The sequence below is a fragment of the Paraburkholderia silviterrae genome, assembly GCF_004353915.1.
GTDB classification, from domain to species: Bacteria; Pseudomonadota; Gammaproteobacteria; order Burkholderiales; family Burkholderiaceae; genus Paraburkholderia; species Paraburkholderia silviterrae.
On the sequence record NZ_SMRP01000001.1, the window covers coordinates 909,866 to 925,532 of the forward strand.

15 protein-coding genes are annotated in these 15,667 nt (G+C 66.4%); 7 read left to right on the plus strand and 8 right to left on the minus strand.

Annotated features, from left to right (window positions below; genetic code table 11):
- Positions 1-279: 279 nt before the first annotated feature.
- The 3 genes from EYW47_RS03975 to EYW47_RS03985 all read right to left on the minus strand — a co-directional run bounded on the left by EYW47_RS03975 (position 280) and on the right by EYW47_RS03985 (position 3,311).
- The gene (locus EYW47_RS03975; RefSeq protein ID WP_133193553.1) at positions 280-510 is read right to left on the minus strand and encodes a DUF2783 domain-containing protein; all 231 of its coding nucleotides are present in this window, start codon (positions 508-510) and stop codon (positions 280-282) included.
- Between the two features lie 94 nt (positions 511-604).
- Positions 605-2,317, minus strand: a complete 1,713-nt coding sequence (locus EYW47_RS03980) for an FAD-dependent oxidoreductase (protein WP_133193554.1) — start codon at positions 2,315-2,317, stop codon at positions 605-607.
- A 34-nt stretch (positions 2,318-2,351) separates the two neighbouring features.
- Positions 2,352-3,311 carry an MBL fold metallo-hydrolase gene (locus tag EYW47_RS03985; protein ID WP_133193555.1) on the minus strand — a complete coding sequence of 320 codons (960 nt, stop codon included), beginning with the start codon at positions 3,309-3,311 and terminating at the stop codon, positions 2,352-2,354.
- A gap of 50 nt (positions 3,312-3,361) precedes the next feature.
- On the opposite strand from EYW47_RS03985, the gene EYW47_RS40755 reads away from it, so the two are divergent.
- From EYW47_RS40755 to EYW47_RS04000, 4 genes are all read left to right on the plus strand, one after another.
- The gene (locus tag EYW47_RS40755; protein WP_165976484.1) at positions 3,362-3,520 is read left to right on the plus strand and encodes a hypothetical protein; all 159 of its coding nucleotides are present in this window, start codon (positions 3,362-3,364) and stop codon (positions 3,518-3,520) included.
- A 59-nt stretch (positions 3,521-3,579) separates the two neighbouring features.
- Positions 3,580-4,542: an IclR family transcriptional regulator gene (locus EYW47_RS03990; RefSeq protein ID WP_133193556.1), complete on the plus strand. Its 963-nt coding sequence runs from the start codon at positions 3,580-3,582 to the stop codon at positions 4,540-4,542.
- 9 nt (positions 4,543-4,551) lie between these two features.
- Positions 4,552-5,412 (plus strand): IclR family transcriptional regulator, encoded by an 861-nt coding sequence (locus EYW47_RS03995; protein WP_133193557.1) that lies wholly within the window; start codon positions 4,552-4,554, stop codon positions 5,410-5,412.
- A 129-nt stretch (positions 5,413-5,541) separates the two neighbouring features.
- The gene (locus tag EYW47_RS04000) at positions 5,542-6,996 is read left to right on the plus strand and encodes a cytochrome P450 (protein WP_133193558.1); all 1,455 of its coding nucleotides are present in this window, start codon (positions 5,542-5,544) and stop codon (positions 6,994-6,996) included.
- A gap of 34 nt (positions 6,997-7,030) precedes the next feature.
- Here EYW47_RS04000 and EYW47_RS04005 read toward each other — a convergent pair whose 3' ends face one another.
- The 3 genes from EYW47_RS04005 to EYW47_RS04015 form a co-directional block, all read right to left on the minus strand.
- The gene (locus EYW47_RS04005) at positions 7,031-7,900 is read right to left on the minus strand and encodes a MurR/RpiR family transcriptional regulator (protein ID WP_133193559.1); all 870 of its coding nucleotides are present in this window, start codon (positions 7,898-7,900) and stop codon (positions 7,031-7,033) included.
- An 83-nt stretch (positions 7,901-7,983) separates the two neighbouring features.
- The gene (locus EYW47_RS04010; RefSeq protein ID WP_133193560.1) at positions 7,984-9,048 is read right to left on the minus strand and encodes an ABC transporter ATP-binding protein; all 1,065 of its coding nucleotides are present in this window, start codon (positions 9,046-9,048) and stop codon (positions 7,984-7,986) included.
- 138 nt (positions 9,049-9,186) lie between these two features.
- Positions 9,187-9,960: an SDR family oxidoreductase gene (locus tag EYW47_RS04015; protein ID WP_133193561.1), complete on the minus strand. Its 774-nt coding sequence runs from the start codon at positions 9,958-9,960 to the stop codon at positions 9,187-9,189.
- Positions 9,961-10,327: 367 nt separating this feature from the next.
- Between EYW47_RS04015 and EYW47_RS04020 the strand changes: the two genes are divergently transcribed.
- The 3 genes from EYW47_RS04020 to EYW47_RS04030 all read left to right on the plus strand — a co-directional run bounded on the left by EYW47_RS04020 (position 10,328) and on the right by EYW47_RS04030 (position 13,549).
- Positions 10,328-11,560 carry an ABC transporter substrate-binding protein gene (locus EYW47_RS04020; RefSeq protein WP_133193562.1) on the plus strand — a complete coding sequence of 411 codons (1,233 nt, stop codon included), beginning with the start codon at positions 10,328-10,330 and terminating at the stop codon, positions 11,558-11,560.
- A gap of 238 nt (positions 11,561-11,798) precedes the next feature.
- Positions 11,799-12,707 carry a carbohydrate ABC transporter permease gene (locus tag EYW47_RS04025; RefSeq protein ID WP_133193563.1) on the plus strand — a complete coding sequence of 303 codons (909 nt, stop codon included), beginning with the start codon at positions 11,799-11,801 and terminating at the stop codon, positions 12,705-12,707.
- The gene (locus EYW47_RS04030) at positions 12,704-13,549 is read left to right on the plus strand and encodes a carbohydrate ABC transporter permease (RefSeq protein WP_133193564.1); all 846 of its coding nucleotides are present in this window, start codon (positions 12,704-12,706) and stop codon (positions 13,547-13,549) included. Before EYW47_RS04025 ends, EYW47_RS04030 begins: the two co-directional genes overlap by 4 nt.
- Before the next feature lie 49 nt (positions 13,550-13,598).
- Here the strand turns inward: EYW47_RS04030 and EYW47_RS04035 are convergent, their stop codons facing one another.
- Complete coding sequence (locus tag EYW47_RS04035; protein WP_133193565.1) at positions 13,599-14,822, minus strand: DUF3734 domain-containing protein; 1,224 nt, start codon at positions 14,820-14,822, stop codon at positions 13,599-13,601.
- The gene (locus tag EYW47_RS04040) at positions 14,819-15,604 is read right to left on the minus strand and encodes a 3-hydroxybutyrate dehydrogenase (RefSeq protein ID WP_133193566.1); all 786 of its coding nucleotides are present in this window, start codon (positions 15,602-15,604) and stop codon (positions 14,819-14,821) included. Before EYW47_RS04040 ends, EYW47_RS04035 begins: the two co-directional genes overlap by 4 nt.
- Positions 15,605-15,667 lie beyond the last annotated feature (63 nt).

Here is a 15,667-nt window from a genome sequence, read left to right on the forward strand (position 1 = left end):
GGTCTGCGCCAGCGCAGTCAAACGGGGTCTCTCGTCAGTGCCGTTTACGGCTTGCGAGCGGGGGTTCTTGAATCGGTTTTCAAGGCGGCACGCGGGACTTGCGGCCTGGTCGATGGCAAGCTCACGCAGCAAACGATGCGCGCAATGCGTTTGCGGGCAAAATCGGCAGGCGCAAACGATTGCGCCCGCAAAAGCGCGATCGCGCGAAATGGTGGCTGGGCACACGATGCGCCCGACCATGTTTGAGTTGCTTAATGCTTACATCGATGAAGCCCGAGCTCAGGCTGCAAGCTTGCCGACAGCTCCATTCGCGGGCGGCACGACCACGCCAGCGCGCGCGAAGCGGATGGCCTCCATCAGTGCCTCATGGTCGCCCACGTGATTCGCGAGCAGCAGGATCAATTGCGCATTGGCCGACTGGCTCTGCGCTTCGTCGAGATCGCGATGCATGTCGATGAGCGCTTCGTAGAAGTCGTCGGGGCGCGTGAGGTTGGGTTGTGTGTTGAGCATCGTTGTCTCCATACAAGGCTGAATTCTTGTCATCTGCGCAATGAAATCGAAAGGCGGCCACAGCTCGCGTGCGCCCGCCTTTCGCATCACCACATCAAGCCGTACCGGCCACGCACAGCGCCCGCTTGAGCGCGCGCTCGACACGCGGCGCATCGGCACGACGCCAGCGCGCGCACACGTGCTGATCCGGCCGGATCAGATAGAACGCGCCGTCCTGTGCGCCGTAGCGTTGCGCGGCCAGACCCTCGGCATCGCGCACGACCGCCGTGCCCGGCGGCAAGCCCTCAGGCGCAGCGCCCTCGCCGTCGAGCACCGCCACGAAATGCATCGGCACCGGGCCTCGCGCAAGCGCATCGAGCGCCGCGCGCGTATCGCTTTCGAGCGCGAACCCCGCGCGGCAGAACAGCAGCCCCGCAAAGCGCCCGCCGAGCTGCGCGAGCAGCCATTGCGGCGCACCCTGCGCATCGACGAGAGGCGCATCGGCGCATGACGCGCCCGGCACCATCTGGCCTGAGAACGTCTCTTCGTCGGCCGTATTGAGCGTCGATTCGTGCAGCACCGCAGGCACCGAGAGCCTCCCGCTGTTCACCAATTGCCGCGCGAACGCATGCTCGCGCGCGAGTGTCAGCACGGCGTCGCGGAACACGCGGCTCACCGCGCTCTTGGGCGTGATGAAGTCGGTCGAGCGCGTGGAGTTGCGGATGTTTTCGTCGGCGGCGTATTCGCGCTCGCTCGCATAGGTGTCGAGCAGCGCGTCGGAGGCGCGCTGCTCCAGCACCATCGCAAGCTTCCAGGCGAGGTTCTCGCCGTCCTGGAAGCCGCTATTCGCGCCGCGCGCGCCGAACGGCGACACGAGGTGCGCCGAGTCGCCCGCGAACAGCACGTTGCCGTGGCGGAAGCTGTCCATGCGCAAACACGAAAACGTGTAGATGCTCACCCACTCCAGCTCGAACTTCACGTCGGGGCCGAGCAGCGCACGCACGCGCGGGATCACGCGCTCGGGCGTCTTTTCGAGCACCGGGTCGGCGTCCCAGCCCAGCTGGAAGTCGATGCGCCAGACGTTGTCGGGCTGGCGATGCAGCAGCACCGACTGGTTCGGATGGAACGGCGGGTCGAACCAGAACCAGCGCTCGGTGGGGAAGTCGGCTTCCATCTTCACGTCGGCGATCAGGAAGCGGTCCTTGAACGTGCGGCCGTGGCTGTCGAGGCCCATGAGCTTGCGCACCGGGCTGCGCGAGCCGTCCGCCGCCACCGCGTAGCGCGCGAGCAGTTCGTACTGGCCGTCGGGCGTCTCGATCTCGAGCGCCACGTGCGCGTCTTCCGCGCCCGGCGTGCCGCGCTGCGCGATGCCCGTCACCTTGCTCTTCCAGCGGATCTCGAGGTTGGGCAGTGCCTGCGCGCGTTCGAGCAGGAAGCCTTCCACGTAGTACTGCTGAAGATTGATGAACGCAGGCCGGTGATGTCCGCTTTCCGGCAGCAGGTTGAAGGTGTAGACCAGTTCGTCCTTGCGGAACACCTTGCCCACGTTCCAGCTCACGCCTTTCTCGACCATGCGCTCGCCGCAGCCGAGCCGGTCGAAGATATCGAGCGAGCGCTTCGAAAAGCAAATCGCGCGCGAGCCCGTTGAGAGCGTGCAATCGTCGTCCACGAGCACCACGGGCAAGCCGTGCTGCGCAATGTCAATCGCTGTGGCGAGGCCCACCGGCCCCGCGCCCACCACCACTACCGGACGCACGCACGCTGCGGCATCCGGGCTTTGCTCGCTACAACGCGTGTATTCGAAGGTCAGCGTTTGATAGTCGATCATCGTTGTGTCTCCCGTCCTTGCCTCGCAGCACCGCTCAATCCTGCAGCGCGTCCCACATTTCCTTGTCGCGCTGCGCGGTCCAGATGCGCGGATGCGTGATGCCGCTCGCCTCGTCAAAGGCGCGCGAAACATCGAACGGCAGGCAATGCTCGTAGATGAAGACATGGCCGAACTTCGGGTCCATCGCTTCGCGCGTGAGCGCCATCGACTGCTTGAGATCCAGCTTCTGCTCGACCGCCTTGCGGCCCTGCGCGAGCAGCGTCGTCACGAAGTCCTTCGTATAGTCGAGGCCCTTGTTCACCTCATCGGGCGTGACGAGCGCGGGGCCGCGACCCGGCACGAGCTTTTCCGCACCCAGCGAGCGCAGCGCTTCGAGCGTGGCGGGCCATTGCTCGAGCTGTGCATCGCCGCAATAGCAAGCCGCGTCGTATTCCACGAGATCGCCCGAGAACAGCACCTTTTGCTGCGGCAGCCACACCACGGTGTCGCCCTTCGTGTGGCCCGAGCCCATGTGCGCGATCTTCACTTCGAGCTTGCCGAGGAACAGCGTGATTTCCTTCTCGAACACGAGCGTGGGCCACGTGAGGCCCGGCACCGTCTCCACGCCCGCAAACAGGCGCGGGAAGCGCTCGATCTCCGACTTCATGTCGGCTTCGCCGCGCTCGACGATCATTTCGTATGTGCCGCGGCTCGCGATGATCTGCTGCGCGCCTTCCTTGAAATACGCCGAAGCACCCAGCACGCGCACCGCGTGATAGTGCGAGAGCACGACGTATTTGATGGGCTTGTCGGTGACGCTGCGGATCTTCGCGATGAGGTCCTGCGCCATGGCGGGCGTGGCGGTGGTGTCGACGATCATCACGCCGTCGTCGCCGATGATGACGCCCGAGTTCGGATCGCCTTCCGTGGTGTACGCGTAGGCGTTTTCCGAGAGCTGCGTGAAAGTGACCTGTTTCTCTTCGAGATCGGCCTGCGATGCGAACGCCTTTGCCATCTGAATCTCCGTATCGGTTGGGGAGCGAATAACGGAGCGAGGCGTGGCGCATGCGCCAGCAGGTGCCGGGAAGCGCCCACAGCGCCCGCCGGTTTGTCTCGCCCCGTCTGGTTGTGAATGAGCCGCTGTTTTGCCGGGGTGAGTCCATGATCGCCCGCCCGTTTTTATTTGTCAATAGCGAATACACTAGCCATATGCAAATCAATTGATGGCGAGTGCTCACGCGCCGTTCGGTTAACATGGACCCTTTTTCAGCCCGGGACAACGAGTGAAGACCCCTCGCAACGCCGCCAGGCCGCCGCAGCCCTCCCCGCCCGACGCGGACGCCGGCGGCGGGAAGACGCAGCGCGGCATTCAGAGCGTGGAAGTGGGCGCGCGCCTGTTGCGCGTGCTCGCCGACGCGCGCGTGCCGCTCGCGCCCAGCGATCTCGCGGCGGGCGCCGAAATCGCGTCGAGCCAGGCGCACGCTTATCTGGTGAGCCTCACGCGGCTCGGCCTGATCAAGCGCGACGCGCTTTCCGGGCGCTACGAGGCGGGGCCGCTCGCGCTGCGCCTCGGCCTGCTGCATCTGGCGCAGGAACCCGCGCTGCGCGAGGCCGTGCCGCGCGCAGCGGCGCTCGCGCACGCGCACAACTGCAGCGTCGCGCTGTGCATTGCGGGGCCGCAGGGGCCGACCATCGTGCGCTACGAGCACGCGAGCCTGCCGCTGCACGTGAACCTGCACGTGGGCACGGTGATGTCGCTGCCGGACACGTCCACGGGCCGCGTGTTCTGCGCGTTCCTCGACGAGGCCGCGCTGCGCGCGATGTGGACCAACCAGACGGCGCAGCCGGTCTGGCGCGGCACGGCGGAGCCCGGCGCGGCCAACGCGGCGGCGGCCGGCAAAGCGGCGTCAAAACAAGACCCCGCCGCGCCTGAACGCGACGCCGCTTTCGCAGGCAACTTCGCAGGCAACCTCCCAGGCAACTTCGCGGCCACGCTCGACGCCATCCGCGCGCGCGGCTTCGAACTCGGCATCGACGCGCCCAGCCCCGGCGTCAGCAGCATCTGCGTGCCGGTGCTCGATGCGCAGCGCGCGTTGCGCCTCACGCTCACGGCCGTAGGCGCGAGTGGCTCGCTCGACGTGCGCCCGGCAGGTGCGCTCGTGCGCGCGCTGCGCGACGCCGCGCGCGAGATCGCCATGGCCGCCTTTGCGGCTTCTCCCGCTTCCCCCACATCCGATTCGAACTGAACCGCCACCATGCCCCGAGCCCGCACCCCGTCCAGCGCCACGGACGACGCCCGCGCCGAAACCTCCGCTCCAGCGGAAACCGCCGACAAGCCGCAACGCGGCATCCAGGCGCTCGACGTCACGGGCGAGCTGCTCGCCGCGCTCGTCGCGGCCGGCACGCCGCTCTCGCTGCGCGATCTCTCGGCCGCCGCCGGCATGCCGAGCGCGAAGGCCTTTCCCCATCTGGTGAGCCTGCTCAAGACGGGCCTGCTCGCGCGCGACGAGGCGGGCCGCTACGAAGCCGGCCCCTTGAGCCTCGAATTGGGCCTGCTGGGGCTCGCCCGCCTCTCGCCCGTGCGCGAAGCCGACGCCGAGCTCGTTGACCTCGCCGCCAGCACCGGCATGAGCGTGGCGCTCGCGGTGCCGGGGCCGCTCGGGCCCACGGTTGTGCGCCTCGAAGAATCGCCGCGGCCCTTGCACGTGAGCCTGCGGCCGGGCACGGTCATGTCGATCGTGAACACGGCCATCGGCCGCGTGTTCGCCGCATGGCTCGACGACGACGTGCGCGCCGAACTGCTCGCGCAGGACGGCCTGCGCCTTGCCGGCGCGCCGGCGCAACAAGCACGCGAGGACCCGCGCTACACCGAACGCCTTGCCGCAATCCGCGCGCAACGGCTCGACACGGCGCTCGGCAATCCGATCCCCGGCATCAGCACCGTGGCCGCCCCCGTGTTCGATCACACCGGCAGCGTGTGCCTCGTGCTCGCGCTGATGGGGCCGTCGGGCAACTTCGACACGGCCAGCGAAGGCGACAGCGCACAACGCCTGGCCGTGGCGGCCGAGCGCCTGTCGCGCCGTTTCGGCTACGTGGCGGGGGCCGCGCCGCTATAATCGGCATCCTGCGTGGCGGCACCTGGCAGCGCGCCACTGCGCCTTTTGAGCCAGCCGGCAAGAAAGCAAACAAGCGGCACACCGGAAGCACAACCCGGCAGCCCACCCGCAGCCAGCAAGGAAGCGCTCATGAGCACGGCCTCCACCGGTTCCCACGCGACGCAGCGCCAGGTTGCCGACCTGCCCTGCCCGCGCGGCCTGCCGCTCGTCGGCAATCTGCTGCAGCTCTCACCCGCGCGGCTGCATCTGATCCTCGAACGCTGGGCGCAAGAGCTTGGCACTCCGTATCGTTTCCAGGTGGGCAGCATCCCCATCACGATCTGGACCGACACCGCGCTGATCCAGCAGATCATGCGCGAGCGCCCGCACCGCTATCGGCGGTATCAGCCTGTTGAAGCGGTGCTCCACGAGATGGGCTGCAACGGCCTGTTCTCCGCGGAAGGCGCGGCGTGGGAGCCGCAGCGGCGCCTCGTGATGCAGGCGCTCTCGATCCCGACCATCAAGGCGTTCTATCCCACGCTCGCCGAAATCACCGGGCGGCTGCGCGCGCGCTGGCTGCGCGCGGCCGAGCGCGGCGAGACCGTCGAGATGACCGACGACCTCAAGCGCTACACCGTGGACGTGACGAGCGCGCTCGCGTTCGGCGAAGACCCGCGCACGCTCGAGCGCGATCACGGCGTGATTCAGGAGCATCTGGAGCGCATCTTGCCGAGCGTGATGGGCCGCATCAACGCGCTCTTTCCGTATTGGCGCTACTTCAAGCTGCCTGCGGACCGCAAGCTCGATCAGTCGCTCGCCGAAGTGCATCGCCATGTGGACGCGATGATGGCGCGCGCCCGCGAGCGCATGCGCGACGAGCCAGCGCAAACGCCGCGCAACCTGCTCGAAGCGATGCTCGTGCAACAACAGCAACAGGCGCAAGCGGAGCCCGGCGCCGCGCCGATTACCGATGCGCAGATCCGCGCGAACGTATTGACGATTCTGCTCGCGGGCGAAGACACCACGGCCGATTCGATCGCGTGGACGCTGCCCTATCTCGCGGCGGACACGCAACTGCAAACGCATCTGGGCGCACAGGCGCGCCGCGTGCTGGGCAATGCGAGCGTGTGCCCGGACTATGCCACGCTCAAGGAGCTCGATCTCTTCGAGGCGATCTGCATCGAGGCGACGCGCCTGCGGCCCGTGGCGGCCGTGCAATCGTTCGAGCCGCTCGAAGACGTGGTGCTCGACGGCGTGGCCCTGCCCAAGGGCACGCGCATGTTCTTCGTGGCGCGGCCGGCCATGGTCGACGCGAAGAACTTCGTCGATCCGCAGCGCTACGATCCGTGGCGCTGGATGCGCAAGGGCGAGCAAGAGCCTCACGGCGGGCCGCACGACGTGCGCGCGTATCTGCAGTTCGGCGCAGGGCCGCGCGTGTGCCCGGGACGTCATCTCGCGACCGTGGAGATGCGCCTCGCGCTTTCCATGCTGATGAACGAATTCTCGATCGAGATGGCCGTCGATCCGGCGAAGATCAACGAGATCTCGCAGTTCACGATGGTGCCCGACACCATGCCGGTCAGGCTGACGAAGCGTCAACGATAGGCAGCCGGGCGCGAGTCCCGGTGCCGGGTGCCGCTTACTCTTTCGCTTCCACGCTGTCCGGGCCGCCGCGCGCCTGCGCGTCGCGCATCTTTGCGAGCGTCTTCGGCTCGAGTCCGAGCGCCACGCCCATCGCTAGCGCGTCGACCACCGCGAGATGCGCAATGCGCGACACACCGGGCGCTTGAGGCGCTTCCGAAACCGGCACGCGCAAGAGCAGCGGGATGTCGACCACCCAGGCCAGTCGCGAGCCCGCATTCGTGAGCGCGATGGTGGTCGCGCCACGCTCTTTCGCAATCTGGATGCTCTCGTTCACTTCTACGCTGCGGCCCGACTGCGAGATCGCGAAAGCCACGTCGCCGGGTTCGAGCAAGCCGGCATAAAGACGCTGCAAATGGGCGTCGGTAAACGCACTCGCCGCAATGTCCAGGCGCAGCAGGCGCAGCGCCGCGTCTTGCGCCACGAGCCCCGAGCCCGCGCCCACGCCGAAGAAGTAGACGCGCCGCGCGCTGCCGAGCGCCGCCACCGCCGCCTCGAACACGGCCGGATCGAGCGAGTCGCGCGCGTGCTTCACGCCCTGCACCACCTGCTCCGTCACGCTGTCGAGCAGCGTGCCCACTTGCGTGAGGTCGCCGCTCGCCACTTCCCGCGCCGCGGCGAACGGCATGCCGCCCGCCGCGCTCTGCGCGAGCCGCATCTTGAAGTCGCGCAGCCCGTGCGCCCCTACCGCGCGGCAAAAGCGCGTGACCGAAGGCTCGGACACCTCGGCGCGCAGCGCGAGCTCGGTGATGCTCGCGCGCATCGCGAAGTCGATGTCGGCGAGCACCATCTCCGCGACCTTGCGTTCGGCGGGCCGCAGCGACTCCGCTACGTTGCGGATGTGATGGATCAGGTTGGAGACCGGCAAGCTGTTTTCCGTGGATGAGCCGTGGAAGGTGCAAGGGTCACGATCGTCACGCCGGACCCGACGCTTGCGCCCTGTTCAGTCCGTCAATCGAGCCGCTTGCCGCTTTCGGTGTCGAACAGATGCAGGTGCGCGAGAGGCAGACCCAGCGTCATGCGCTGCCCCGGTTCGATGCCGGGCCGCGCGCGCGTCGTGACGCACCATGTCGTGCCGCCTATTTTCCCGTACAAGTGGGTCTCCGCGCCAGTCGGCTCGATCACCTCGACGCTGAACGGCACGTCGCCACCCTGCGTTTCGATGTGCTCGGGGCGGATGCCGAGCGTCACGCGCGCACCGGCTTGCGCGCGGCCCTCGGGAAGGGCGATGCGCACACCGTCCTCGAGCACGAGCGCCGTGCCGCGCGCGTCGCTCATCACGCTGCCCGTGGCGAAATTCATCGAAGGCGAACCCAGAAAGCTCGCCACGAACAGATTGCCCGGCTTGTCGTAGAGATCGAGCGGCTTGCCGATCTGCTCGATGCGCCCCGCGTTCATCACCACGATACGGTCGGCCATGGTCATCGCTTCGATCTGGTCGTGCGTGACGTACACCACCGTACTGCGCAGGCGCTGATGCAGCGCCTTGATTTCCGTGCGCATCTGCACGCGCAGCTTGGCATCGAGATTCGAGAGCGGTTCGTCGAAGAGAAACAGCGACGGCTCCCGCACCACGGCGCGCCCCATCGCCACGCGCTGGCGCTGGCCGCCCGAGAGCGCGCGCGGCAGGCGGTCGAGATAGCTCGACAGGTTCAGCATCTTCGCCGCGGCCTCGATGCGCGGCTTGAAGCCCTCTTCGCGCTCCTTGCGGATGCGCGGCCCGAACGCGATGTTGTCGTAGACCGAGAGATGCGGGTAGAGCGCGTAGCTCTGGAACACCATCGAGACGTTGCGCTGCTGCGGGGGCAGCATATTCGCGCGCGTGCCGCCGATGGTGAGGTCTCCGCCACTGATATCTTCGAGGCCCGCGATCATGCGCATGAGCGTGGTCTTGCCGCAGCCCGAAGGCCCGACCAGCACGACGAACTCGCCGTCCGCGATGTCGAGGTCCACGCCGTGCACGACCTGGGTGTCGCCGTAGCGCTTGTAGATGCCGTTCAGTTGTACCGCTGCCATGCTGTCCTCGTGGGCTGTCGTTGCTCGCCGTGCGTGTGTTTTGCTGCCTGCGCGTTGCACCTTCGCTTCACTGCCTCGCTTCTCGTGCTCGCTCCTCGTCCTCGCTTCACTTCCTCACTGCGCGCTTGTGTTCTCGCTTCAGAACGGATCGAGCGTGAGCTCACCCGCCATCAGCCGGTTGCCCGCCATGAGACCCGCGTCCACCGGCAGCGCCACGCCCGTGATCACGCGCGCCTGCGGCGAGGCGAGAAACTGCACGGCGTCGGCGATGTCCTCGGGCGTGGCCACGTCACCGAGCGGATACCATTTCTTTAGTTCTTCGAATATCTGCGGATGCTGCGCCACACGCGTATGCCAGGCGGGCGTCTTCACGGTGCCGGGGCACACGATGTTCGCGCGGATGCCATGCGGCCCGAGCTCCATGGCCAGCGCCTTCGTGTAGCTCACGAGCCCCGCCTTCGCCGCGCTATACGCGGGATGGCCCAACGCGGCGAGCCCATTGACCGAGCCGATCAGCACGAGCACGCCGCGCCCGCGCTCGATCATCGAAGCGCGCACGGACTCGACCGTGTAGTAGGTGCCGTTCAGGTTCAGATCGACGTCGCGCCGCCAGCTCGCGGCGTCGGTATGCGCGAGCGTCGTGCCAAGCGCGCCGCCCGCGTTGGCCACGGCCACGTCCACCGGACCGCGCACGGCCACGGCGCGCGCCACCGCGTCTGCCACTGCGGCCTGATCGCTCACGTCGGCGGCCAGTGCTTCGAGGCGCGCGGCGCCCAGTTCGTCCGCCAGCGCCTGCACACCCGACGCGTCGCGGTCGAGCGCGAGCACCGTATCGCCCGCCTCGTGAAATCGCTTGCACAGCGCACGGCCAATGCCGCCGCACGCGCCCGTCACCAGCACCACCCGGCTCATCGTCGACTCTCCGCGAATGATTCGAAAGACCCGGCCGGCACCACCGGCCGATCTGTAAATTTCCTACATATTGGTATTTTGCGCGACCTCTGCTGCGGGTTTACACGCACGACCTACTGCTGCGATGCCGCATGAATTTCCCATGCTTTACAGCATGTTAGGCAATTTCCGGCGTGCAAAACAATCTCGCGTTTCCCAGGTGACAACCTTTTTTTCATCCTGTAGGATTTTTTCAAACAACGCAATACGAACAATCCGATGGCCGGGCGACGGCGGCGGCAAGAACCGAAAAACCAACCAGCAACCACCCCGCATGGGATGGGACGCGGTGCGCTGCACCCGCTCCCATCAACACAGGAGACAGAGAATGGCGTTTAAGGCACGTGCATCCACCACGCTCGGCAAGCTGGCCGTCGCGCTTACGTTCGCGGGCATCACCTTCGCGGCGCACGCCGACACGGTCCGCGTGACCGTCGCGCACTACAGCGACGCCACGGCCCCGTACTTCGAGAAGATGGCCAAGCAGTTCGAAGCCGCCAATCCCGGCACCACGATCAAGATCGAAGACGTGAACTGGGACTCGCTGCAACAGAAGCTGCAGACCGACATCTCCGGGGGCGCGAACGCCGACCTCGCGATCATCGGCACGCGGTGGCTGCTCGACTTCGTCAAGGACGACATCGCCGAGCCGCTCGATCCCTACATGGATGCGAACTTCAAGGGCCGCTTTATCGGCCCGTTCCTCGCGCCCGGCGAAATCAACGGGAAAATCTACGGCCTGCCGATTGCCGCTTCCGCGCGCGCGCTCTACTACAACAAGGACATGCTCGCTTCGGTTGGCTATCCGAACGGTCCGAAGACCTGGAACGACGTGATCGACGCCTCGAAGAAGCTCAAGGCGAAGGGCATCGCGGGCTTCGGCCTGCAGGGCAAGGAAATCGAAACCGACGTGTACTTCTACTACGCGCTGTGGACCAACGGCGGCGAAGTGGTGGGCAAGGACGGCAAGGCCGCATTCAACTCGCCGGCGGGCGTGAAGGCCGCCACGCTCTACAAGACGATGATCGACGAAGGGCTCACGGAGCCGGGCGTGACGGGCTACAGCCGCGAAGACGTGCAAAACCTCTTCAAGCAGGGCCGCGTGGCGATGATGATCTCGGCGCCGTTCCTCGCCAAGCAACTCAAGAAGGAAGCACCGAATATCAAGTACGGCATCGACCCGATCCCGGTGGGCACGACGAGCGCGACCTATGCGGTCACGGACTCGATCATGATGTTCAAGAACTCCAAGGTGAAGAAGAGCGCCTGGAAGTTCCTCGACTTCCTGTTCACCAAGCAACCGCGCGTGGAGTTCACGAGCACCGAAGGCTTCCTGCCGACGACGAAGGCTGAAGCCACCGACCCGGCGTTCCAGGATCCGGACACGAAGGCGTTCGTCGCGCTGCTGCCGCATGCGCGCTTCGCGCCGACCGTGACGGGCTGGGAAGACACCGCCAAGGCCGTGACCAACGCGATGCAGTCGATCTACCTCGGCAAGGCCAAGCCCGCCGACGCGCTGAACCAGGCCGCCACAGAAGCCAACAAGTCGCTCGGCAAGTAAGCCCGGCGGCCTTTTCAGCCGCCTTTTTCGTCGGCTTTTCGGCATGAAGCAGGCGCTTTATATCGCCGCAAGAACCGGCGCGTGGCGTAGCATATTCGCTACGCGGCGCGCCGGTTCGCCCATGTAACGACCGCAATACCGGACGCCCCACGCCATGACTATGGGTCCCCTGAAGCAAACGCCGCCAGCCGGTCCGGCAACCGGCGAAGCGCCCGCACCCACCCGCGCCAGGAACCGCATGAGCCGCTCACAACGTGCTGTCGCCGTGCCCCGCGCCCCCTGGCTCCTGATCGTGCCAAGCCTCGCGCTGGCCCTCTTCATCATCAGCTACCCGATCTTCAACATCGTGTACCAGTCGCTGCACGATGTGTCGCGCTTCGGCCAGATTCGCGGCTTCAGCGGCTTGCAGAACTTCTACAACGTGTTCGCGGACCCGGTGTTCCTGAGCGCGCTCCAGAACACGCTGATCTGGACGGTCTGCGTCGTGGTGGGCACCGTGGCGATCTCGGTGCCGGTCGCGCTGATACTCAATCAGGACTTCTACGGACGCGGAATCGCACGCACGATCGTCATGCTGCCGTGGTCGGTCTCACTCACCATGACCGCCGTGGTCTGGCGCTGGTCCTTCAACGACGACTACGGCATGGTCAACGTCACGCTGCAGCGGCTAGGCATGATCTCCGGGCCGATCCACTGGCTCGCCACGCCCCAATATGCGTTTCCGGTCGAGATTGCCGTGGGCATTCTCGTGTCGATACCGTTCACCACGACGATCCTGCTGGGCGGCCTCTCCTCGGTGCCCGGCGACATCTACGAAGCCGCGCGCATCGACGGCGCGAGCGCCTGGCAGCAGTTCCGCCAGCTCACGCTGCCGCTGCTCAAGCCCTTCATCAACATGGCGATCCTGCTCAACGTGATCTATGTGTTCAACTCGTTCCCGATCATCTGGGTGATGACGCAAGGCGGCCCCGACGACAGCACGCACATCCTCGTGACCTACCTCTACGAGCTGGGCTTCCGGCTCGGCCGGCCCGGCGAAGCCGCCGCCGTCTCGCTCATCATGCTCGTGATCCTGTTCGCGTTCTCGGTGGCCTACCTGCGCGTGCAGGCCAGGCGTGGCGGCAGCGCGGAAGGAGACCTCGCATGAACCGCAAGCTCAAACGCTCGCTCTGGTGCTGGCTCGCGCTTTCGCCGCTCGTGGTGGCCGTGCTGTTCCCGTTCGCGGTGATGTTCTTCACCTCGCTCAAGCCCGCCTCCGAGGTGTTCGTCTATCCGGCACGCTGGCTGCCCGTGCACTGGCGCTGGGAAAACTATGTCGACATGTGGCAGGCCGCGAACTTCGGCGTCGCGCTGCGCAACAGCATCGTGATCTCGTGCCTCTCCACGGCGCTCGCGCTGGCTGTGAGCCTGCCCGCCGCTTACGCGCTCGCGCGCTTTCCGTTTCGCGGCCGCGGGCTCTATCGGCAGTTCCTGCTCGTCACGCAGATGCTCTCGCCCATCCTGCTGGTGGTAGGCCTGTTCCGGCTCGCTGCGATGATTCCTTATGGCGACGGCAATCTCGTCGATTCGAAGATCGGCGTGATCATCTCGTATGCGGCGTTCAACATTGCGTTCGCGGTGTGGATGCTGTCGTCGTATTTCCAGACCGTGCCGCGCGACCTCGAAGAGTCGGCATGGCTCGAAGGCTGCAGCCGCAGCGGCGCCGTGCTGCGCGTGTTTCTTCCGCTCGCGGTGCCCGCCGTGGTGGTGACGGCGATCTTCACGTTCATCAGCGCATGGAACGAGTTTGCGGTGGTCTATACACTGATCCGCTCGCCCGAGAACAAGACGCTCACCGTGCAGGTCACCGACATGGTGGCCGGCAAATACACCGTGGAATGGGAACTCGTGATGGCGGCCACGCTCGCGGCTACGCTGCCGGTCTCCGTGGTGTTCGCGTGGCTGCAGCGCTATATGGTGAAGGGACTCGCGCTCGGGGCCGTGAAGTAAGCGTGCGGCCGGTGGAGTGACGCCGGCGCGAACGCCGGCGTCACTCAGGCTAATCGCTGACGCGATGAATGTCGTGCGTGACGAAGCCCGTCTGATTGCTGGGCAAATCGAGCCAGGTGTCGTGGCTGAGGGTGCGGCGGATGTCGGTCAATCCGGCCTCCCAGTGGCTTTGCATGGTGGTCCGCCCGAACTGGTAGTCCTTGTCGCCGCGCTCGAACTTCTGCTGCTGGTAGATCAGCTGCAGCACGTTGTAGCGCTTGCTGCAAGCAAGATCCTCGACAACCTTGCAGAGATGGTCGCCCTCACGCGCGGCCTCGGGCACACGCTCCAGCAACTCGCGCAACAGATGCCGGTAGCGCTGCTCGCGTTGCAGCATGTCGGTGACGAGACGCGTGCGGCTCGAGTACTGAATGTCCTTCACGCGCGTGCCCACATTTTCCAGCGTCTGCGGCACGGGCCCGCGCGCGGACCAGAGGTCCACCTGGAACACCAGTGTGTCGCGGCGCGGCGATGCGCTGAGGACTTCGTGCAACGGCGTATTCGACACCACACCGCCGTCCCAGAAGAACTCGCCGTCGATTTCGACCGGCGCGAAGCCCGGCGGCAGCGCGCCCGAAGCAATGAAATGCTCGGCGCGCAGCGTCGTGCGCGTGTTGTCGAAATAGACGAAGTTCCCGGTCGCAACGTTCACGGCGCCCACCGACACCCGCGTCTCGCCGGAATTGATCCGTTCGAAATCGCAGAAGCGTTCGAGCGTGGCCTTGAGCGGCGTGGTGTCGTACCAGCTGACCCGGTCCGGCGCGTTCGCGAGCCAGGGCAGCGGCGCCGGCACCCGCGGCGCAAAGAAGCCGTGCTGGCCCTGCGCGGCGGCGCTCGCTGCCTGAAACGCCGTCAGCATCGACCGTGTTGCGTCGGAAGCCATGAATAGCGCGTGCTCGAACGGGGCAGGCATGGCCGGGGTGAAGCCCGGCCTGCAGATCGTCTCCCAGAACTCGCGCAGCCGCGGCACGCGCATGGCGGGCTCGTTCCCGGCGATGATGGCCGTGTTGAGCGCACCAATCGAAATGCCCGCGACCCAGTTGAGCGCAATACGCGCCTCGTGCAGCCCCTCCAGCACGCCAGCCTGATAAGCGCCCAGCGCGCCGCCGCCCTGCAGGACCAGCGCAACCGTCTCATAGTCGAGGCTGCGCGCGTGATGAGCATGCACGGCCCCAGAGCCAGCCTGGCCGCGCCCCGCAGGCGCCAACGACTCGGCGTTGTCGAGCTCGCTCATTGCATGAACCAGCCGTGGCTCACCACGAACGACTGGCCGGTGAGGGCCGCGCTCGGGAAGGTACTGAGGAACAGCACGGTCTGCGCCACGTCTTCGACCGTCGTGAAGATGCCGTCCACGGTGCCGCCCAGCATCACCTTCTTGACGACGTCCTCTTCGCTGATGCCCAGTTCCTTCGCCTGCTCGGGAATCTGCTTTTCCACCAGCGGCGTGCGCACGAAGCCCGGGCAGACCACATGCGAGCGCACGTTATGCTTGCCGCCTTCCTTGGCGAGCACGCGCGCCAAGCCCAACAGCGCATGCTTGGCCGCGACATACGCCGACTTCAGCGGCGAAGCCTCGTGCGAGTGCACCGAGCCCATGTAGATCACGACGCCGCCGCGGTCGTCCTTGTACATGTGCTTGAGCGCCGCCTTGGTGGTGAGGAAGGCGCCGTCCACGTGGATGGCCTGCATCTTCTTCCAGTCGGAGAACGCGTAGTTTTCGATCGGATTCACGATCTGGATGCCGGCGTTCGAGACCAGGATGTCGAGCGAGCCGAACGAGGCAACCACCTGGTCGATGCCCTCGTTGACGGCCTGCTCGCTGGTCACGTCCATGGCGATGCCCATGGCCTTGCCGCCCGCACGCTTGATCTCGTCCGCGACGGCCTGCGCGCCGGCGGCGTTGAGGTCGGCGATAGCGACCGCCGCGCCCTGCGCGGCGAGCGTCAGGGCGATCTCCTTGCCGATCCCGCTGGCCGCGCCGGTGACCACTGCAGTCTTGCCTTCGAGCTTGTTCATGATGTTGTTTCCGCCTTGCTTGAATTGGATTGGATGGAACTGGCCTGAACTGCGCTGAACTGC